This is a genomic window from Bacillus norwichensis, assembly GCF_014836955.1.
GTDB classification, from domain to species: domain Bacteria; phylum Bacillota; class Bacilli; order Bacillales; family Bacillaceae_C; genus Siminovitchia; species Siminovitchia norwichensis.
This window is the reverse complement of the sequence record NZ_JACSPV010000060.1, coordinates 1-18,915: the sequence shown is the minus strand read 5'-3', so window position 1 is coordinate 18,915 and position 18,915 is coordinate 1. Positions and strand designations below refer to the sequence as shown.

Below are 18,915 nucleotides of genomic sequence, written 5' to 3'. Positions count from 1 at the left end.
AGAATTGGATGTTTGCGTGTGTTTTTTTGTGCAAATTGTGTGGTAACCCCAACATTTAGTATAGAGCCAATAAAAAAGCCTACGCTTCGTAAGGCTCCCCTGTGATTTCCTTATATTGTGCTGTATTAATGGCTCCCAGCTGTACAAATCTCTGCAATTGATCTTTTCTGCACCAGTTCTTCTCAAAACGTTCCTTCAACGATTCAAACATTATTCTTTGCCTCCATTTCCAACAATCTAATTTCAAAGTCTGTCATTTGTTGGCCTTGTAACATTGCCTCAATTTCAAGATCTGTTATCTGCTGCCCCTGCACCATTGCCTCTAACTCTCGTTCAGTCATTTGCTGGCCTAAAAATCTCAGTCTCAGTCAAAGGCCGTTCTTTAGGTCGGTGAATCTCGTCTAGCTCTTCTTGAGTAATCGTTTCAATCCATTTCCCTGATTCCTTATCAAAAACAGGCTTCCAATTTGGCTGTGGAAGAGGGACATCAGTACACCCTTCTGGGATCGTGTAATTTCCGTTCTCGTCCGGATAAATGATTACTGGCTCTACATATCTCCCACTTTTATCGTACTTGAATACCTAAATAGTAATCTGATAAACTCATAGCGCCACCTCGTTCTGTTCCAAATGAATTGGCGGTATAGTTCCATCCACGTTTTGATTTAGAAGCGGGGATTTCAACAACAACCTCTAGCGGATCTTCATCACCCTTTTTCAACTCATTGACATCAACACCGGGAGCAAGGGGGATATCATCAAGCCTCATCTCACCGGCGACATTGCCGAACAGTTGGAAGATTTTCCTGTCATCGGTCGCCATTTCACCGCAAATTAGTACTTTGTCCAAGTTCTCACCTCCTTTAATCGACAACCAAGCTGTAAGCAATGGATTCTATGGCCTGTTCCTCGAAAGTGTCGTATATCTCACTCTTATCCCCGAAATGATATCTCAAAGGAGCAAGGTGAAGATGGAGTAACTCATGAACAAGGCTGCTTTCCATGTCTTGTGGTTCCATACAGTCCTCAGGATAATCAAGCGGATCAAGTATCCGAATGGAAGCCATCTTTTTTTCCAGTGTCCATACGACCTCTGCTGCTCGATCGGCGACACAGAATTGCTTCTCTCGAACTATGCCAACTTTTATAATCCAATCCTGTAAGCGAAGGCGCTGTTGCCACTCTTTCAACTTTTGTTCCAATTGTGCCTGGGTGAATATAATCTCTTTCATGTAAAAACCGCCTTTGTTTGAAATAAAAAAGCCCTTTGCCTAAATAACCTGGCAAAAGACCTTAATCTTCCTTGATCACACCTATTTTTTTCAAGTGATCCCGCAGCTTCTTTTTGTTTTCTTTCTTTTCTTCTTCGGTAAATTCGACTTTACCAATGGTTTCTCCTTTTATTGGTTCACTCCAACGAGGGTGACTAAACAGCTTATCTTTACCCATCATATTCCTCCATTAAAACGTGGTAAGTACCATTTAATTCTTCAATCTCTTTTACAACAAACTTAGAACCTCGTTCATATAATATCTCCTGTTCACCTTGGTTGAACTGGCTGATATCCCGTCCCTTTTTGGCATTCAGAATATAGAGCTGCACCTGCCCTTTGGCATTGTAAATATCCCCTTTTGTGGTTGATATATACTCATTGTACTGCTTTTCATTTCCTATTTCATGATCTTTTAAAAATGCCTGTATAGATTCATCACTATTAAAGTATAGCGACCTTGTTAAATCACCTTCGAACTTTGGCATTTTTCTTAGTGCAGAATCTAATTCATTGACCAAGTTTTGTTCGGTCGATGAAAGATCAAGGCGATTCCTTAGTTTTTCGTTCAACGTGTAGGACTCACTACTGATATAACGGTTGAGTGCTCCCTGCTCATTTGTTGATAGATGCATAGAGTCCCTATCGATGTCTCCGTCTTTATGGACCTTGTAGTCTTGCTGATACCATTGCTCGATATCCGGTTGCGAAGAAGGATCTCGATTCCACTCAATCAACCGATCAATGAAAGCATCTGTGTCCTCTAGTACTTCCGACAAATAGCAAAGGCAATTCGGATGTGCTGGATAGTCAGGAAGATTTTCAACTTTATAAATGCCAGGACCCAATCCATCGTCATCATTTGCGGCATGCTGCTTACAGACGTCACAAGCATTCCCAGCGTTAGACAGACCCCACCGAATCCCAATATTAGATGGGTTTAATTCAGCGCCTTCTTTAACACCTTCCCCATAGGCGGCGGCCATTTCTGTTCTTGCTAGGCGTAACGATTCATAACTCAAATCCATCGGCAAAGACAAACGTTCCATCATATTGGGGTATTCCACAACGAACGTATTGGCTCCATCCCTGACATATCGTTCTAGCAGCTCCGCCACTTTGACAGGATGTTCCCCCTCTGCTATGGCTTGCTGTACAATCTGACCAATTGAGATGCGTCTTGTTGGCTCTTATCCCAAATCCGATCAGACAAATTGAGTCCTTTGATTGTCCGTTGTTTCATCTTCTCAACAGCTGCGGTGCTTGCTCGGAAGTATGCTCGTTCAATGAGGTGCCAGTCGATATGTGCCTTTTTCAAGAAGGATAGCGTTGCCTGCTTAGACTGATGCATTCCTGCTTCAACGCTAATCTTCAAGCCTTCATCAAGTAGCTTGATAAGGTTATCCTCGATGGCTATGGTTGCATTGCGTAAGTGGTCATCGATCATTTCGATATACTGATAAGCTGTTCCTTCAAGTTCTCGTTTTTTGATTTCTTCTGCGATGCTGTCAACAGAATCAATGTACAACTCTCTTATTTCCTTGCTTTGTCTCAAAAGGAGCTCAATCAGTTTCTTTCTCGCTTCCAACGAAAGACGGTCCAATTACTCACACCGCCTTTTTATCCAGGTTACGTTTTATTTGACTCAACTGCTTTTCAAGAAAGGGTTCATCACCGAGCCTCGACCTCTCAAGTTTTGTCAAAGCGATCCGGTCCTTCTCTCCCTCGATTTCTGGATCTTCAGTTGCATATTCATTCATGGTTTCCACCAATTTGGACAGATAACTAACAGCCGCTTCATGACTGATTATGTGGTTATTAAGTGCCACTGTGAGGGCCTCCACTGTGATTTTCAACTCTTCGGCAATCTCCTTGCCATCCCTAGGATCAATCTTTTCCCATACAAGCTCATTGGCAAAAGTGGAGAATGACTTATTTTCCGATTGAGCGGTCATGGCCAGTACCATCCGTGCCAGTCGTTGCCAGCTGCTCGTCAATTGGTCCCTCTTTCGATCAATGCTCCGCATCATGATTGGCATCTGCTCTTTAACAGACGATAAACTGGAAGGAGTATGAACACCAAAGATGAATTCAGGAATCTCCGAAGCATCGACAATGCAATAAAAGAGCAATTGCAGTAAGCCTTTTGCATCTCCAGTAGCAGATCTTGCTTCAATGAACTCTGCATCATCATCGGATGCCAGAATCAGCATCTCTTGACCGTCAAGATCGATGGTGTTTCCATCCTTGAAATGCTTGGCTGGATCGGTAATACCAAAGTTGTTGGCTAGAAAAGTTTTTACATCCTTCAATTTCAACTTCAACCTTGGTGTGCTATGCATTTTCGAACCTTTCATTGCATGAAGAGTCACATCATGGTAAGCCTTTAAAAATGGCTCTATGGGTTCTAGTTCGCTTTTTCCAAACGCCGCGGTTTCGTCATCTTCATTTTTGAAGTGAATAATCGGAATGAAGTCCCAGAGTGTCTTATGTTCGCCGACCTCAACACCTGGCGGAACCTCATCTCCATCTACTTCAATAACTCTTAACCCTCGACTGATTGTTTGAATGATTTTTGCCTTCTTCTTGTAACCTTTATCATCTTCCCATTCAGTTTCGGATTCCAGGACATATTCCATCGGTTCATTGGTTAATGGATCCCGATTAATCTTTTTCACCATATCCGGCGGCAAAATGTTGTATTTAAGGACGGTTGTCAACTCTGGATACAGACTTTTATCCTTTTCTTCCTCCCGCGTTAACCAAATGAAGCAATCCCCTTCTCTTAGGGCATTTCTGTGTGTATCCTGCATTTTGGAGCGGTTTGCCTTGGTGAAGGCATCTAATACTTCCTTAGCATCTTTGTCATCAATGTTAAAGTCGGGAACGCCGATAAAGGCGGCTTTGATATTGACAATGGGTTTAGCAAATCCGGCACCTAGTTTATAGTTGTCATCCTCGTTATAGTAAAGACTCCTTGCCATCTTATAATCAACCCGACTACTATCAAGTTTATATGTAGCACCAATTGTACCAGTCAATATGCCAAATCGGGCCATAATGCTATTGCGGAGCTTCGACATCTCACCAACAACCTTGTTGTACCATCTAGCCATAGACTCTCACCCCTCTCAGTAGCGCTGCTGTCTCACTGTCAATCGATTCTTGACCAGTTTTTGCAAACGCCAAAACAAGCGCGTCTGCTCTGTCTGGTGAGCGTAATCCGCGCTTTTTCATTTCATCCTTGCTCTCCAATTGAATCTTCCCTTTCGATGTCACACGATATTTCCTAGTGGACAACTGACCAATCAAGTCTTCATCATTTGGTATCTGTATTTCTCCATCATGGAGATAATCACGAATTGTTGCCCATGACTCAGAACCCCAATTGAAGTAATGTTCCGAGTTCAATGCTGCTCCACCGTTGTGACAATCAATCACATCGATGTATAAACCCTCTTCGTAAACAATTTCTCGAAGTCTATCGGTAACACCACCGCCGACACCGTCGTCATCTATTTTGATAACACAAGAAGGTCTTCCATACTCAAGCATCAATTCCTTGGCAAGTTTGATGACATGCCCCGCTGTGGTCATTGTGTCCTGTTTGTTGTATGTCTTCAAAAATGGAACGAGATTACCGATACGAGGAACGATGGTCGTTTCATCGTCACCGTAGCGGGCCACGTCAACGCCGAACTCAAGCCGTGCTTCTTCTGGAATAATACGATTTCCGGCTTCATCCATATAAACTTCTCGCATCACTGCAGCTTCTACCTTTTCCAAATGGATAAAGGTGTCAGGCTCCGACTTCGGAAACTCCCCATAAACCCGGACACGAACAACGTCACTGTCTTCTCCATATTTCCGAATAAGCCGCTCGATGTTTTCTTTGCTGGCCCTCGAACTGTCCCAGCTGCTTACTTTATGTGTTTTGTAATCAGCCCGATCTCGATGATGGGAATCATAAAAAACCCCGCTCGTCCGAGTTGGGTTTCCACACATCAGCAATTTGTTTTCAGCACCAGATAACGTTCCGAGAATAGCTTCCATGATATCATCAGCCACGCCGGAAGCCTCATCAACGATAAAAAGCATGTGATCTTCATGAAACCCCTGCATGTTTTCCGGTTTAGTTGCAGTTCGAGCGGTAGCAAACCAGCGTTCTTCATTGCCGATCATATAGACTTTCGTCTTGGTCCATTTGAGGAAATTCTTTACCATTGAAGACTCAAGCCACTTGGCTATTTCTGCCCACAAGACATCGTTCAACTGCTGCCTTGTTGGAGCGGTACAAACCACCTTCGGATTCGGCCTGAAGCATAGATACCAGATAGCCGTTACAGCTTCCAGTCCAGTTTTTCCTACACCTTGACCAGATCGGACAGAAACAAATGGATGAGCGGCAAGATCATTCAAGACATTCCGTTGCCATTTATCGGGATAAAACTGTAATATGTCTTCGGCGAAAGCCGCCGGATCATCCCAGTAAACATCAAGAAGGTCCACAAGCACGTTGTATGGTTTATTGCTCATTGCGCTTCACCTTACGTTTTTCAGCAACCTCTTTCAGCGCCGTTACCCAGTCATCTGCGTCACTGTTGTTATTATCACCGCTGATTTTTTCAATTTCAGCATTCGTTTTATCAATTCGAGCCTGCATAAGTTCGAGATTCAAGCGACGCTCATCATCTTCGTTGGCCATGTCAAGAAATTGATCGGAACTCCGACATTACTCTACTTTGGGCATTTAAAAAGCTCGCATGTTTATCCCATGCGAACTGAATCTCCCATTCCTGTTTTTCTGATTCTACATTGTCATCGCTATACGTCTCTGTCTTCTTAATTTCCTTAGTAATGTCTTCTTTATCCTCAACATACATAATCTGCTGCGCTCTAATGATGGCGGCATACTGGATTTGTATCTGATCATAAATCAAATCGGCAGGAGTACGCTCTTGCATCTGCTCCATGATCTCCATCGTTTCGGCGGGAAGGAACTTGGCGAAGAAACCATGAGTGACAGCATTGGAGTTCCCTTTCGGGGCACCGCCGTTGTTCCCTTTTGCATTGATGTTCCCTTTTGGAGCCCCCCGCTTTTTTGTGTGCACACTTTTATCAGAGGGTGCACCCTTATTTCTGGTCCATCCATGTCGTTGCTTCCAAGACTTCACCATGTTAAGTGACACGCCATATTTCTCGGCAATGTCTTTATACTTCATGCTTTTAACGTAATCTTTTTCTGCTTGAATTCGCTTATCGGCCATCTACATCACCTGCCACCTCCGTCATATTTGAGTTGTTTTGGGAATAAGAAAAAGCACCAAATAAGGCGCTTATATATAACTAATTCTTATATTATTTTGCTTCTTTCTTTACTTTTTCCCATTCGTCTTTAATATACTGCCTAGAGACTTCAACCAAGTTATTAGTTTTGTTAATTAAGTCTTGTTTACCCCTATACCCATATTTCTTCTTTATATCCTTATTAATTTCTTTTATTAATAGCTTGGTAATATTTTTAATCTCAGGCATATCTTTAGTTTGAATTATTCGCATAAGAGTTTCTTGACTAATATTTTTACTCTCCAACACTTTTTGTATTAAAAAATCATATTTTCCATTGTTAATTAACTCATTAAATCTTTCATTTTTAGATAAATCTAATATTGATTTAGCCTCATAAAGACCAATATATTTAGTTATTATTTCATCAATCAAATTATTTATTTTTTCATCCCTTTCATCTAAATAATTCAAATGAAATTTAATTTTTGATTGTAGGTAATGTAACTTTTCAAAATACTTTTGGAGATCCTCATTTTTTAACATTGCTTTCCGATCGTAATATTTGGTTAATGAAATAAACTCAGATAATAATTCTTTAAGCTGGTCTATCCATTTTATTCTCTCAGTGGTAACTGCGTTCACAAATCTTGCTTTCTTGTTATTTCTATTACTGATAACAATATTCATAATACCTAGAATTATGGTTACAGTAAAACCGATTAACGTTAATATTTCCTGCCATCCAAAAAGATTTTCAACAGATTTTTGTCCTGTTTCTATTACAATCAAAAAATCTCACCCCCTCCCATCGAACCTATTCGACAAAAGGAGATATTTTCCTGCAACTATTTACCTAAATAAAAACGGCTGCCACTTTATCAGGAACTTTCGCTTGGAAGTGACAACCGTTTATTAATATGCGGGCAAGGATTTGCACCTTACATGTTGTATGCACCATGATTATGGACCAACATACAACTACTCCGTCTGGTCCTAGTGCCGAGTTTATTTTGCGTCTACCTTTTCCGCCACCGCACTTGTACTTTTTCAACTTAGGTACTATTACTTTTTAATAAGACAAATATACATAGACTTACTAAAAGAAAATAGATCACAGGACTAACTAGATAAAAGTAATCAATGATATGTACACTCAATGTATCGTCTGCTGAAATTGTACTTTCACTTTTAAATTTCACACTATCGATAATGAGGAATACAGCATTCAAAACTGAGATGCTTAATAAAGTAATGGTCGTTTTTGGGAAACGGTTGTGAAAAAAACAAGCGAGTAACCCTAGGACTGCTATTAATAAAGGTGCATTCGTATAAAATACTCCGTAAGATCCAGCGAATCCTAATCCAAACCATCTTTCAAAGCTACAGATTAAACCGAATAAGCTCCCAATGAGGCCAATTGAGATAGCGAACTTTTTCATAACGATAGACTCCTTTCTAATTGAAATTTTCTACATGCCATCGCAAATTGTAACACCTTTTAATGTGTAGGTACATATTTTTAAAAAACTCTCTTCACTAATACAGACTTCGCATGACAACCGCATGACATAAATTATTATCCCACCTCGTTTATTCTTTTTGCCACCTTAGTTCTAGCTCGTTTAATATGCGTTTGTACAGAGCTTTTACTGATGCCTAGTTCATCGGCAATTGCCGCCCAACTCATTCCTTGAGCAACATTCAATAAATAACACTGTCGCTCTCTTCGAGAGAATGATGATAGAATGTCCTGAAGAATAATTTTTTCTTCTCTTGTCATTAGCGGCTTTCGCTCATTCACATCATCCAACTGATCCGCAATATCCGGAATCAAATCCATATTCTCAAGAGAACGTATTTGATAAACGGATCTCTTATCAACGCCCCGATATGTTCCTGGCTGTCTTCCTGTTTCTAGCCATTCAATAACAAAGTCCATATCCTCTGTCATGCTATTAATCATAGTCTTATACTCACTTTCGACAGGATTCTTTTTATCCAAATTTTTGCTGGCTTTTAATAATTGTCTTTTTCCATCTGAGTATTCTTGAATCAATTTGTCCGCCCAATTTGGCATAAAAATACCTCCTAACGCTGCCTAAATGAACCTCTGTGTCTCCTATATGTCGGTCTATTTACATCCATAAGGATTTTTGAGTTCAAATTCCGTTAAACGCTCTGTACGGCGTTTCTGTGGCTTTTTGCGTTGCTTTACTTCCTGATGCTGCTGTTTCCAATTCCGCAACTGCTCTTTTAACGTTTTATTCATAGCCACACCACGCTTACAATGAATGCTACAAGGCTTGCCAGGCTCCCATTAATCTATCCTGTAAAAGCTCATCGTTATTGGTACCCATAACACCCAAAAATGAAATAACGATGACACATAATAGGACTATTTGAAATGCCATCATAGTTTTTCCTCCTCCAGTTTAGTGAGCAAATAAAAAAGGACACCAAACAGCGCCTAATGCGTCATTCAGTGTCCTCCAGAGGGCTGGTAGAACTTATTTCATTTAATTATCCTACAATTTATTATTAATTACTTCTTGTGCTTTCTTATTGACAGCAATACAATCAACTCGTTTTATTATTTATTTTTGATTGTCTTATTTGTTTTAAACTAATTATATTTTCCGGTTGCTTATCAATGGTTTCATGTAAATAACCATCTTCAAGCCCTATCAGTTCTTCTACCTCTTCTCTATGGAGACTTAAACCATAGTCATGAGACAGCTTGAGGAGAAATTCATTTTTACCTATATAATCATTTTCAATAAGTAACTCCACAGCCTGAACCATTCCAATTGGTTCTTTCAATAACTTTATCTCATCAAGAGGCTCTTGTTTTCTCCAACCATTTTTACTAATCATCCGTTGCATATAATCATAAGTACCTCGAGATAATACATTTAGTTTGTATGCTCTCATTACCATTGCTCCAATTGATACACACCATTTTTTCTTAAGTTGCTTATAGTAGTTTAAGTTATTGGGGTGCATAGTAACATCTTTGATGAAACCTTCTTTTGGTAATAAAAAGGCAGCAGCAAAATCGTTTGCTTCTTGTTCTATTTGTTTGAACTCCTCTCGACTTAAATCATCTAAGTCCAAATTCGTATCATGTAAAATTTTATGACCTAACTCATGAGCAACATCGAATTGGCGTCTATAAAAAGACTTATTATTTCCTAATACAATAGTATAATACGATTTCCCTTTTACCTCTTGATTAGCACCGAAAGCGTCAATGTTCCTCTTATTAATATTCATGGATGCCAAAACGAAGCCTTTTTTTTCTAAAAGACGTACAATATTCTTTATAGGCTTGTCATCAAGTCCCCAATAAGCCCGCAATTTTTTTGCAATATACTCTACATCATTAAGTTCTTCTTCTGAAAAAGATGGAATATCTAGTTCAGGAAACTCAACATATTCCTCAAGCATTGAACGGATAATGGAGATATACTTAACCCTATCATATTGCATTTCTCTTTCTTTTTTTCCAGTTGAGAGAAGGGAGCGAAAATACGTACTTCCCACTTTAACATCAACCGGCTTTTCGTAAAAATACTCCTTCGGAAAGTTTAATACATTTGTCATTTTCATTAACGCCTCAAAAGTGGGAGTCGCTTTTCCATTTTCATACTTAGAAATCATTTGTTTACTGACTTCCAATTCTTCTGCTAAATCTGTAATAGTAAACCCTCTATATATCCTCCCTTCTCTTAAACGTTTACCATTAAACTTCCGCTCAAACATGTTAATTCCTCCCTTACACTATAGAGGACATTCTTAACTATTATCTTCCTCTTTATCTTCATGCTGTTTTTGCTTCTGTGATGGTATTCTTTCTTCAGTTAATTTCTTGCTGTCTTGAATTTCTTTACGCACCTTAGGTATCGTACCAATTTCATCATCATTGTCAACAGTTTCATCATCAAAAACGTTTAATACATCACTGTATTGCTTTTCAGTAATATATTGTGACCAATCATTTCGATCTAATAACTCGAAATAAGGACTATACAATCTCGCTTCAACAGAAATAATTTCTTTTCGCTCCTCTTTCGCCGTTATAAATATTACCTGATTTACAGAAGAATAGTCTTCTCCTAAAATTTTTTGAGCCTCAGCTATCCTTTTTTCCTCATATTCATTTGTAATTATAGGGAATAATTGTAGTTGTCTATCAGCTAGTTCGATAGGGTTAGGATTCATACCTACAAATGCATGAAAATAATGGATATTTTCCTTACCAAAATCTTTAATTACTTTTTCTATATTTTTCTCCTTAGTGAAAACGAGCAGCGTTCCAGTTTCGTCATCCAAAATAATTATAAACTTCCAATTTCCTCTTTTTTTCTTGATTACTATTAAATCATGTAATAGAGCTGCATTTTTAATTCTATTAAATATGAGATCCCACGAACCAAAATTTTTAAAATTTCCTGTCTCATTTAATCCATATAATTCACCGGCTTCATTAAGTACATCTATTGTTTTATCACTAAATGCTTGGACAATAGATTTAATCCCTGCCTCACTCAATCCGATATTCATTATCGGCCAACTCCTTCGATCAACTTTTAATATAACAATACAACATTTTTCCGAAAAAGGTCAACCTATAATCATCTATATTAAAATTCTTCACCCTCATCAAATTTAACCCTCTTCACTTTACCTTGATGAGTGATGATTTTAGTTTCTCCGTGTCTTGGTAGCTCAGTAAGTTTTGCCTTTCCCTCACTTACAACAATAACAAAATTTCTACTTAATTCCTTTAAATCAATTTCGAAACACATAGTAGATGGATTTATAGACACCTTATCACCTCTTTTCATATGTTAACTTTCAACATGACTGTAGCTTATTTATCGGAAGTGATAACATGCATCTGAACAAAATAAATAGTTCCGACTATTGGGAAGAGCGTGCCGCCAGGGTTCTCTCTCACTTTGACTATACATATCCTGATGAAATTGATATGTTCGATATTTGTTGGCGTTATGGTATCCAAGTAAAACCACTCGATCAGCCATACTTAGATAAGTCTATAGACTATGAATCTATTAGTCATTTAAAAGCATTCTCTATTCCCAAAGATAAGGGGCGTCGAGGAACTGTGTACCTTAAACCTGGCTTGAACCCTATTGAAAAGAAACTGATCCTTGCTGAGGAATTTTGTCATCTGTACAGCCATTGTCAATCGCAATTATCCGAGAACCCTTTTAAAATTGGGAAAACTGAAAATCAGGCCAAGCGAATGGCGGCATATCTTTTAATGCCAGAACATTTTTTAAAAACAGTTTTTAATGTTGCCCTTGAAGAGGCTGTACTCATTTCTGATATTGCTGATTATTTTGTTGTGACTGAAGAATTTGCACAATATCGAATGAACCTGACCTACAATAAAAAAATGGACGCTTTGCTATACGTAAATGGAAACTTAGGGACTTTTGAATGGATAGATTAATACCGATTTTCTTTGAGATAGCTTGAATCTTAGGACTTCCTAAGGATTGGTACATCTATAAAAACTTGAAATTTTTTATTAATATTAACGTTGCAACTATGTCACGAAAGAGGATAAAGAGGAAGGGAACTTGATATGTCTATGAAGGACGTTAGGAGGGGCTACACTCAGGCAGAATTTAATGAAACTGCATCCAATTGGTTGTTTGGTGAAATTCTATTGTTGTCTGTATTTTTAGGTCTTGCCTCCAGTTCTTGGTGGGTGTTTGGAGGACTACTTTTAGGCATGATATTTATGCTTTGGGTTAGAAAACTAGCAATCATATTATTGACATTGTTGTCGATCTTTTGGACAGTTATAGTTTTTGGACTAGGATTGGAATATGGTGGCTATGGTGCTGCTTTTGTATTGTCAATAATAGTCTTACTGGTAACTGGTGGCCTTCACGTTAGGGCCCTTGAATGGGTTGACGACGTACAATATACAGAGGAATAAATAGCAAGTATGACGCCTCTTAGATAAGTCAAAAAATATAGAACCTCTTTTTTAAGTACTTAAGAATAGGGAGAAAAATTATGAAAAAAGCTACTATTAGTGTATTCATTTTGTTTTGCGGTCTAACATTAGTTGCTTGTACATCATCAGAATACAAAAAACACATGCAGCAAGGTAGAGAATTTGCTGAGGATTATCAACTTGAAAAAGCTGCTTCTGCCTTCAATAAAGCATTAAAGGAAAAACCTAAGGATGAACACGCTCTTACTGAGTTAAAAGAGGTCGAAGAGCGGCTGGAAAAAATTAAACTAGAAGAAGAATTAATTAAAGCTAAAGAGGCAGAAGAAAAGAAAAAAGAAGCTGAGGAGAAAGCGAAAAGCGAAGAAAATAATGAATCAAGTGAAAACGACTCACAAGATTTAACTGACGAGGAGTTCAATTCTTGGGTTAACGATCTTATTGAAACTGGTGATGGGATTATCATAAGTGTCGAACCCTATATGAAAGATGATTGGGAAGTAACCAATGTATACGTTAGTTCCGATTTCTTCATTCCTAGTGTCGACCAACAATTGACTATGGTGGAATCTGTAGGTCCTGCAGTTCAAGAAATGGTTGAACGATCTGGTAAATCCCCGTATACAAGCGTGGTCTTTAGATATGAAAAAGATGATCGCATTGTAGCAGAACCGAAACTAACTGGTGGTTACAAAATTAAATAATAATGTATTAGCCCTTTCGGGCTTTTCTTTTACAAATAATTAGAACATACGTTCTAAACTAAAGGAGAGATCTCATTGGAGAAGAAAAAAAAGGACCACTTAATCAACATGTTTTCCGTTACGAAAATGGTCAAAATACCTGTTTATTCATCAGTTCGTTTCGAAGACGGAAAGCTGACTGGGGATATCGAAGGTTATGTTGATACACCCATCGAGTGGCTACAGGATGTTAAAGATCAAAATGATATACATTAAAAGGTTGTGACTAAATATGAGAGAGCCTAAAATCTATGAAATGGCTGGTGGTTATGGATTTCGCTTGGATATCGGAATCAACCCTGTAACTGGCAAAAGATTGCAGAAAAGGTTCGGTCCGTATAAAGGTAAAACATTTGCAAGAAAAGAAATGGCGAAAAAGATCAATGAAATTGAATCAGGAACGCTCATTAATCCCTCCGATGTAAGGTTGAGCGAATTCCTGAAACAATGGCTAGATCACAAGAGTAAACATGTATCCAAAGGAACAATGGCCCATTATAAGCCGTATGTAAACAAATATTTAATTCCGAACCTCGGCGGACTGAAGATAGATCAATTGAAGCCATACCACATTCAAGAACTTTATGATTCTTATGTAGAAGAAGAAACATTGTCGAATCAGTCAATTGTGCACATGCACCGCAAACAACGTCTATAAATTAGCAATTAATTGGGATTTGGTAAATAAAAACCCTTGTACTTCTATCAAACCCCCTAAGCCAGAAAAATTCGAAATGCAAGTATGGGATGAATTGGATGTGAAGACCTTTCTTGACTTCTCAAAAACAGATCGTTTCTATATAGTATATTTATTAGCCCTCACCACTGGAATGAGAAAAGGAGAATTGTTAGGATTAAAGTGGCAGGACGTTGATTTCACGAATAAGACCATTTCTGTAAAACGCGCTGTTACTCGGAAAAAAGGTGGCGGATTTGAGATCGGATCACTGAAGACTGGTCATAGTTACAGGAATATATCTTTGTTCGATTATGTTATTAAAGAGTTAGAGGAATATAAGCATGAGCAAAGAAAATTTAAAATGAAAAACAGGAAAACCTATAAAGATGAAGGTTTAATCACGGCAAGTTCAAGTGGTTCCTTCATCCTACCCAGGAACTTAGACAGGAGTTGGCTATCAGCGCTTGACGAATCTATGTTAAAAAAGATTCGTTTTCACGATATGAGACATACTCATGCCACTTTACTTTTAAAACAGGGAACACATCCAAAAGTCGTTCAAGAACGATTAGGGCATTATTCGGTGACAGTGACACTTGATCTATACTCTCATGTCTCCCCCACCATCCAAAAGACCGCTGCTGAAAATTTTGGTGATAAAATATTCGGCACTCAATCGGCACAAACGAAATAAAAAAATGTGGAAAAATATAAATATGTTAATTTGTATTTAAGTTGAAACCCTTGATTTTATAAGGATTCGAAAGTAAAATGAAATTCGTGAATATATAAAAACGAGTTCCTAAACCGTGCGTCACAGGTTCGATTCCTGTCGGGGCCGTACCTACAAAGTCAGTAACAGCAAGGGTTTCAGCGTATTCGCTCCCTTGCTGTTTTTGTTAAATAGAAAAGTGGTCACGGATTCGGCACCTTTAGTGTTATAAAGTGTAAACTAATAAAAGAAAATAAGGACGTTAATAATCATAAGGAGGATTTTGATGGTTGCTTCATCACAAAAAGATCTGCAAGGGATCATAGAAGCAGGTAAAGTTATTTCTGAAATACGCGATGAAATGATCGCCAATACAAAGCCGGGAGTCACAACAAAAGAACTGGATGAAATTGCAGAACAAATGTTTAAGAAATATGGAGCAGAGTCGGCGCCATTAAAAACATTTAATTTTCCAGGGTATACTTGTATCTCTGTAAATGAGGAAGTAGCTCACGGAATCCCTGGCAAGCGAGAAATTAGGGATGGCGACATTGTCAATATAGATGTATCTGGCTCCTATAAGGGCTACTATGTAGACACTGGGCGTTCCTTTCTTGTTGGTGAGGGAAGTTCGGAAATTTCGGAGCTCCTCGATGTGACAGAACATGTATTTAATGAAGGATTAAAACGATTTAAGGCTGGGGCAAAAATGAATATGGTTGGTCGTTCGGTGCATCGTGCAGCAAAGCAGTCTGGATATACAGTCATAAAAAACTTAACAGGCCATGGTGTAGGCTCATCACTTCGTGACGCTCCAGATCATATATTTAGCTATTACTTACCATGGGATAATGATTTGTTTAAAAACGGAATGGTTATTGCTTTCGAACCTTTTGTATCTACAGTCGATGAGGAAGTTTATGAAAAGGAAGATGGATGGACATTAGTAACTAAAAAAGGTGGTTATGTTGCTCAAATAGAGCATACCATCATTATTACAAAAGATGAGCCTATCGTCGTAACGTGATACTTTCTTTAGATCTTTATCACAGAAGATTATTTGCAGCCCTTTTGTGACCCACCTTTCGAATATCGAGCTCCACTCGATACATTTCCTCTAAAAAATCTGAGGCTTTAACTTGGTTCAGCTGGGGGTTTGAACCCCCACTGAATGAAATGCCAACATGCTTTCATCTCACCACTTACAGAAGTCGGAGATTTCTGCTGAATTGCGGATACACCAGACCATACCTGTAAATAACGACCGTTTAACGATGCCAACAGAAAATTTCATACAAAATCATTCATACGTTTGGACATGATTTACGGCTTATCTATAAGAGAAATCCCTTCGATCCATCTAAGAGATTTCTCCTTCTATCATTTACTTACCATTCAAAATCTTCATGTCTGCGTCTACACCTTCTACATCTGCACTCGAATTCACGCTCACGTTCTCTTTCGCGTCTTTCTTCACAGCATCTACAAATAAATTTCCTTCTTCGTCTTTCCCTTTCTCCACCGACAAATTTATCTTCAAAAATAAACATATATCTAGCACCTCCCTTACTCTCTATTAAAGCCGGCTTCAATATTAACATATTGAAAAATATCAAATTTGATTGGACAGACAGTCTGATATAATCAAACATTTTCGTGAACTACATCACCACTGAAATGGCAAGCTTCCAGTTCACGCAACGCACTGTTTCCATTGAATGCGTACACTGTCGGCGTGTCAACCACCACTACTGATTGAGGCCATTTTGAGCAGTTTGAGGTTAAAGTGGGGAACAAATGGTAGCGAAATATTCCTATCATAAGAAGTTTTCATTCAATATGGGAACGATTAGCAAAAAAGCCGTCCAGAATACAAAATCAGCCGGAGAAAAACGAAATAACCGTTTTCTCCGACTGATTCATTTTAGTCAGCGCTCCTATGCCCTGCTTTAAACAGAGGGCTTTATCTTTTATTACATTTCTTCCATTCTATCGAACCATTAGCCTTTATTGACTCAGGTCCATCTCATGGCGCATTCTGTCGAATTTTTAATTGACTAATATGTACGTTTCTAATCTTTATGAACTCAAAAAGCCTTTCATATCTGTCAATCAACTCCACTAAAGCCTTGTAATTAACAGTTACCGTTTCATTTCCATAGGAATCTACATCTTCATCTTCAATCGCAAAATCTTTATTTTCCTCAATATCCCCGTTATAGTTTGATAGTCTCTCATGTTCTTCCAAAAGCTTATTCAAGGCTTTATAATTAACCTTGACAGCCCCCCTATTGTTTACTTCACTCATACTTTTTTTTATAATCTGAAGAAAATTCATCTCATTTATTGGCAAATTGACTCCCCTAACTATATTTTATACCAAAAAGGACTATTTACCCACCGATATTAATCCCTATTATTGAACAAAAATTGACAGACAGACGAAAATTATTCGAATTTTCCCACTAGTTAATTTTCATAATGTAGTCTCAATTAGCCTCAGTATAGCTTGACTCAGCAACGAAATCACTGCGTATAGGAATGAAACCTTCAAACTTATCCATTCGACTTTTTTTGCTATTTGAAAACTGATTGATTTTCCAATTTCTTTCTTAGTGTTATCATCGCGCCGTCCCCTTCATCAAGACGGCCCGATGATCAAATTCACTATCCTCTGCTAAAACCAAAAAGATATTTCTCTATCCATATCCCTTTCACAATCAGAAGAGCCTTTTTCAACTGTTTCATTTACTTCTCTTTCATAAACTGGATAGAAATGTTCATTCCTGATGACAGTTCTGTTTACATTAATGATCTCGGTTGGATGAATATGTTTTTTAACTTGCTCTGTGGTTCTTGTTCTTACAACAGTTCGCGTTGGATGTGTGATTGTCTCTTCTCGTCCTTTGCCGCAGTTATATGCCTCCATAACAAAGAACCTCCTTTCATAACGGTTACTATAATATATGAGGATAGGAGAAAACTTGAGCTAGACAACAAGCCTGGGAATGAATATTTTGTCAAAAATAGACATATTTCCAGGGTAACAATGACAAACTGATATAAGTAACAGTAGATGCTCCATTGATATAAACACAACTGTCTTCCTTTAACCACATTATGCAGAATTTGGAACAAGCCCCTTGAAATATTTAGTTCTTTTTTTAAATTTTCCACATTACCAAGTTTTATCCTTCGAAGTTCATTTTTGTCTAATCCGGCAAGACTTTCACAACCTCTTTTAACATAAAACTTCAAAGATCGGAGACAATATCAAATTGACATCATAAATATTTAACATTAGTCACACACTACATATGATCTTCGGAGAAGGAGCCTCTCTCATGAAAAAATATTTTTTGGTTATATTTCCACTTTTATTCAATTCCTTTTTTGGCTATCAAAATGCTCAGGCAGCCACGAAAAGTCGTTATGAATATGAAAAAACCGGACAGGTCATTTGGGAAGCAAAGACCACCGAAAAAATTGTGGCTATTACTTTTGACGATGGCCCTCATCCGGTATACACACCAGATATATTAGACACTTTAAGTAAATACAACGCAAAAGCAACCTTTTTTGTCATGGGAGCTCACGCCCAAAAATATCCGCATCTTGTCCATAGAGAATTCTTGGAAGGACATGAAATTGCAAACCACACATTCAATCATTTTTATGGCGGAGAAAAGAATTTGAAAGAAGAATTAGATCAAACAGCCAATACTATTTTTCAAATCACAGGACAAAAGCCTACCCTCTTTCGGCCTGTTGGGGGAAATTATAATGATTTTGTCATCGAAACAGCTAGAGACAAAGAATACCTCGTAGTTTTATGGTCTTGGCACCAAGATACTTATGACTGGAAACGACCAGGTGTCAATCGAATTGTGAATAAAGTCATTTCAAATGTTAAACCGGGAGACATTATCTTGCTTCATGATGCCGGCGGTGACCGTAGTCAGACAGTCGAAGCCCTTGACAAAATTTTAGACTATCTGCAAAAAAACGGGTATGAAACAGTTACTGTATCTGAGTTGTTGTATCGTTCTATCTCAATACTGCCTAAGGACATACTTTCTATTCCTTAAAGAACAAAAGCGCAGGCGCTGGAGCTGGACGCAGCATAATCTGACAAATAAGTTATACACAAGCATAGAATTTTATAATTTCCTGGTGTATGAAATAATGATTTCAGACACAAAAAAGTCCCATGACTATGTTACGATTTG

Annotated in this window: 26 protein-coding genes and 1 pseudogene; 8 read left to right on the top strand and 19 right to left on the bottom strand. The window is 38.2% G+C overall.

Going from position 1 to position 18,915, the window contains the following annotated elements; translation table 11 throughout:
* Positions 1–79: 79 nt before the first annotated feature.
* The 16 genes and pseudogenes from H9631_RS20670 to H9631_RS20595 all read right to left on the bottom strand — a co-directional run bounded on the left by H9631_RS20670 (position 80) and on the right by H9631_RS20595 (position 11,407).
* Positions 80–211 carry an XkdX family protein gene (locus tag H9631_RS20670; protein WP_191816101.1) on the bottom strand — a complete coding sequence of 44 codons (132 nt, stop codon included), beginning with the start codon at positions 209–211 and terminating at the stop codon, positions 80–82.
* A 354-nt stretch (positions 212–565) separates the two neighbouring features.
* Positions 566–850, bottom strand: a complete 285-nt coding sequence (locus H9631_RS20665; RefSeq protein ID WP_225221182.1) for a hypothetical protein — start codon at positions 848–850, stop codon at positions 566–568.
* Positions 851–863: 13 nt separating this feature from the next.
* The gene (locus H9631_RS20660; RefSeq protein WP_191816099.1) at positions 864–1,232 is read right to left on the bottom strand and encodes a hypothetical protein; all 369 of its coding nucleotides are present in this window, start codon (positions 1,230–1,232) and stop codon (positions 864–866) included.
* Between the two features lie 61 nt (positions 1,233–1,293).
* Entirely contained in the window at positions 1,294–1,449 is a 156-nt protein-coding gene (locus H9631_RS20655) for a hypothetical protein (protein ID WP_191816097.1), read from the bottom strand.
* Positions 1,442–2,389: an ADP-ribosyltransferase gene (locus H9631_RS20650; protein ID WP_191816096.1), complete on the bottom strand. Its 948-nt coding sequence runs from the start codon at positions 2,387–2,389 to the stop codon at positions 1,442–1,444. Before H9631_RS20650 ends, H9631_RS20655 begins: the two co-directional genes overlap by 8 nt.
* A gap of 23 nt (positions 2,390–2,412) precedes the next feature.
* Complete coding sequence (locus tag H9631_RS20645) at positions 2,413–2,874, bottom strand: hypothetical protein (protein WP_191816094.1); 462 nt, start codon at positions 2,872–2,874, stop codon at positions 2,413–2,415.
* A 4-nt stretch (positions 2,875–2,878) separates the two neighbouring features.
* Entirely contained in the window at positions 2,879–4,387 is a 1,509-nt protein-coding gene (locus H9631_RS20640) for a phage portal protein (RefSeq protein ID WP_191816092.1), read from the bottom strand.
* On the bottom strand, positions 4,380–5,807 hold the full coding sequence (locus H9631_RS20635) for an AAA family ATPase (RefSeq protein WP_191816090.1): 1,428 nt from the start codon (positions 5,805–5,807) through the stop codon (positions 4,380–4,382). Before H9631_RS20635 ends, H9631_RS20640 begins: the two co-directional genes overlap by 8 nt.
* A pseudogene (gene terS, locus H9631_RS20630) lies at positions 5,797–6,538 on the bottom strand (phage terminase small subunit). Before terS ends, H9631_RS20635 begins: the two are co-directional and overlap by 11 nt.
* Positions 6,539–6,629: 91 nt before the next feature.
* Positions 6,630–7,349: a hypothetical protein gene (locus H9631_RS20625; protein WP_191816088.1), complete on the bottom strand. Its 720-nt coding sequence runs from the start codon at positions 7,347–7,349 to the stop codon at positions 6,630–6,632.
* Positions 7,350–7,612: 263 nt separating this feature from the next.
* On the bottom strand, positions 7,613–7,999 hold the full coding sequence (locus H9631_RS20620) for a hypothetical protein (RefSeq protein ID WP_191816086.1): 387 nt from the start codon (positions 7,997–7,999) through the stop codon (positions 7,613–7,615).
* A gap of 137 nt (positions 8,000–8,136) precedes the next feature.
* The gene (locus H9631_RS20615; RefSeq protein ID WP_191816084.1) at positions 8,137–8,637 is read right to left on the bottom strand and encodes a sigma-70 family RNA polymerase sigma factor; all 501 of its coding nucleotides are present in this window, start codon (positions 8,635–8,637) and stop codon (positions 8,137–8,139) included.
* A gap of 54 nt (positions 8,638–8,691) precedes the next feature.
* Positions 8,692–8,829 carry a hypothetical protein gene (locus tag H9631_RS20610; protein WP_225221181.1) on the bottom strand — a complete coding sequence of 46 codons (138 nt, stop codon included), beginning with the start codon at positions 8,827–8,829 and terminating at the stop codon, positions 8,692–8,694.
* Positions 8,830–9,137: 308 nt separating this feature from the next.
* Positions 9,138–10,322 carry a helix-turn-helix domain-containing protein gene (locus H9631_RS20605; protein ID WP_191816083.1) on the bottom strand — a complete coding sequence of 395 codons (1,185 nt, stop codon included), beginning with the start codon at positions 10,320–10,322 and terminating at the stop codon, positions 9,138–9,140.
* 33 nt (positions 10,323–10,355) lie between these two features.
* On the bottom strand, positions 10,356–11,123 hold the full coding sequence (locus tag H9631_RS20600) for a DUF5986 family protein (RefSeq protein WP_191816081.1): 768 nt from the start codon (positions 11,121–11,123) through the stop codon (positions 10,356–10,358).
* An 80-nt stretch (positions 11,124–11,203) separates the two neighbouring features.
* The gene (locus tag H9631_RS20595) at positions 11,204–11,407 is read right to left on the bottom strand and encodes an XtrA/YqaO family protein (RefSeq protein WP_191816079.1); all 204 of its coding nucleotides are present in this window, start codon (positions 11,405–11,407) and stop codon (positions 11,204–11,206) included.
* Positions 11,408–11,454: 47 nt separating this feature from the next.
* Between H9631_RS20595 and H9631_RS20590 the strand changes: the two genes are divergently transcribed.
* The 7 genes from H9631_RS20590 (at position 11,455) to map (ending at position 15,713) form a co-directional block, all read left to right on the top strand.
* Positions 11,455–12,039, top strand: coding sequence for an ImmA/IrrE family metallo-endopeptidase (locus tag H9631_RS20590; RefSeq protein WP_191816077.1), 585 nt, complete (start codon positions 11,455–11,457; stop codon positions 12,037–12,039).
* Between the two features lie 141 nt (positions 12,040–12,180).
* Positions 12,181–12,534 (top strand): hypothetical protein, encoded by a 354-nt coding sequence (locus H9631_RS20585; protein WP_191816075.1) that lies wholly within the window; start codon positions 12,181–12,183, stop codon positions 12,532–12,534.
* Positions 12,535–12,614: 80 nt separating this feature from the next.
* On the top strand, positions 12,615–13,256 hold the full coding sequence (locus tag H9631_RS20580) for a hypothetical protein (protein WP_191816073.1): 642 nt from the start codon (positions 12,615–12,617) through the stop codon (positions 13,254–13,256).
* A gap of 75 nt (positions 13,257–13,331) precedes the next feature.
* Positions 13,332–13,511, top strand: a complete 180-nt coding sequence (locus H9631_RS20575) for a hypothetical protein (RefSeq protein ID WP_191816071.1) — start codon at positions 13,332–13,334, stop codon at positions 13,509–13,511.
* Between the two features lie 16 nt (positions 13,512–13,527).
* Positions 13,528–13,953 carry an N-terminal phage integrase SAM-like domain-containing protein gene (locus H9631_RS20570; RefSeq protein ID WP_191816069.1) on the top strand — a complete coding sequence of 142 codons (426 nt, stop codon included), beginning with the start codon at positions 13,528–13,530 and terminating at the stop codon, positions 13,951–13,953.
* A gap of 76 nt (positions 13,954–14,029) precedes the next feature.
* A complete protein-coding gene (locus H9631_RS20565; protein WP_191816067.1) occupies positions 14,030–14,668 on the top strand; it encodes a site-specific integrase in 639 nt (212 codons plus the stop codon).
* A 304-nt stretch (positions 14,669–14,972) separates the two neighbouring features.
* Positions 14,973–15,713, top strand: a complete 741-nt coding sequence (map, locus tag H9631_RS20560) for a type I methionyl aminopeptidase (RefSeq protein ID WP_191816065.1) — start codon at positions 14,973–14,975, stop codon at positions 15,711–15,713.
* Positions 15,714–16,070: 357 nt separating this feature from the next.
* Here the strand turns inward: map and H9631_RS20555 are convergent, their stop codons facing one another.
* The 3 genes from H9631_RS20555 to H9631_RS20545 all read right to left on the bottom strand — a co-directional run bounded on the left by H9631_RS20555 (position 16,071) and on the right by H9631_RS20545 (position 17,615).
* Complete coding sequence (locus tag H9631_RS20555; RefSeq protein ID WP_191816063.1) at positions 16,071–16,247, bottom strand: hypothetical protein; 177 nt, start codon at positions 16,245–16,247, stop codon at positions 16,071–16,073.
* 465 nt (positions 16,248–16,712) lie between these two features.
* Positions 16,713–17,039 (bottom strand): hypothetical protein, encoded by a 327-nt coding sequence (locus H9631_RS20550; RefSeq protein ID WP_191816061.1) that lies wholly within the window; start codon positions 17,037–17,039, stop codon positions 16,713–16,715.
* Positions 17,040–17,363: 324 nt separating this feature from the next.
* Positions 17,364–17,615 carry a CotD family spore coat protein gene (locus H9631_RS20545; RefSeq protein ID WP_191816059.1) on the bottom strand — a complete coding sequence of 84 codons (252 nt, stop codon included), beginning with the start codon at positions 17,613–17,615 and terminating at the stop codon, positions 17,364–17,366.
* A gap of 415 nt (positions 17,616–18,030) precedes the next feature.
* Between H9631_RS20545 and H9631_RS20540 the strand changes: the two genes are divergently transcribed.
* The gene (locus H9631_RS20540) at positions 18,031–18,774 is read left to right on the top strand and encodes a polysaccharide deacetylase family protein (RefSeq protein WP_191816057.1); all 744 of its coding nucleotides are present in this window, start codon (positions 18,031–18,033) and stop codon (positions 18,772–18,774) included.
* Positions 18,775–18,915: the final 141 nt, after the last annotated feature.

Coding starts and splice junctions, on each gene's coding strand:
- H9631_RS20635 (WP_191816090.1), bottom strand. CDS start 5,807: ATGAGCAATAAACCATACAACGTGCTTGTGGACCTTCTTGATGTTTAC.
- H9631_RS20670 (WP_191816101.1), bottom strand. CDS start 211: ATGTTTGAATCGTTGAAGGAACGTTTTGAGAAGAACTGGTGCAGAAAA.
- H9631_RS20615 (WP_191816084.1), bottom strand. CDS start 8,637: ATGCCAAATTGGGCGGACAAATTGATTCAAGAATACTCAGATGGAAAA.
- H9631_RS20540 (WP_191816057.1), top strand. CDS start 18,031: ATGAAAAAATATTTTTTGGTTATATTTCCACTTTTATTCAATTCCTTT.
- H9631_RS20640 (WP_191816092.1), bottom strand. CDS start 4,387: ATGGCTAGATGGTACAACAAGGTTGTTGGTGAGATGTCGAAGCTCCGC.
- H9631_RS20620 (WP_191816086.1), bottom strand. CDS start 7,999: ATGAAAAAGTTCGCTATCTCAATTGGCCTCATTGGGAGCTTATTCGGT.
- H9631_RS20545 (WP_191816059.1), bottom strand. CDS start 17,615: ATGGAGGCATATAACTGCGGCAAAGGACGAGAAGAGACAATCACACAT.
- H9631_RS20585 (WP_191816075.1), top strand. CDS start 12,181: ATGAAGGACGTTAGGAGGGGCTACACTCAGGCAGAATTTAATGAAACT.
- H9631_RS20595 (WP_191816079.1), bottom strand. CDS start 11,407: ATGAAAAGAGGTGATAAGGTGTCTATAAATCCATCTACTATGTGTTTC.
- H9631_RS20610 (WP_225221181.1), bottom strand. CDS start 8,829: ATGAATAAAACGTTAAAAGAGCAGTTGCGGAATTGGAAACAGCAGCAT.
- H9631_RS20590 (WP_191816077.1), top strand. CDS start 11,455: ATGCATCTGAACAAAATAAATAGTTCCGACTATTGGGAAGAGCGTGCC.
- H9631_RS20600 (WP_191816081.1), bottom strand. CDS start 11,123: ATGAATATCGGATTGAGTGAGGCAGGGATTAAATCTATTGTCCAAGCA.
- H9631_RS20605 (WP_191816083.1), bottom strand. CDS start 10,322: ATGTTTGAGCGGAAGTTTAATGGTAAACGTTTAAGAGAAGGGAGGATA.
- H9631_RS20580 (WP_191816073.1), top strand. CDS start 12,615: ATGAAAAAAGCTACTATTAGTGTATTCATTTTGTTTTGCGGTCTAACA.
- map (WP_191816065.1), top strand. CDS start 14,973: ATGGTTGCTTCATCACAAAAAGATCTGCAAGGGATCATAGAAGCAGGT.
- H9631_RS20660 (WP_191816099.1), bottom strand. CDS start 1,232: ATGAAAGAGATTATATTCACCCAGGCACAATTGGAACAAAAGTTGAAA.
- H9631_RS20655 (WP_191816097.1), bottom strand. CDS start 1,449: ATGGGTAAAGATAAGCTGTTTAGTCACCCTCGTTGGAGTGAACCAATA.
- H9631_RS20570 (WP_191816069.1), top strand. CDS start 13,528: ATGAGAGAGCCTAAAATCTATGAAATGGCTGGTGGTTATGGATTTCGC.
- H9631_RS20565 (WP_191816067.1), top strand. CDS start 14,030: ATGCAAGTATGGGATGAATTGGATGTGAAGACCTTTCTTGACTTCTCA.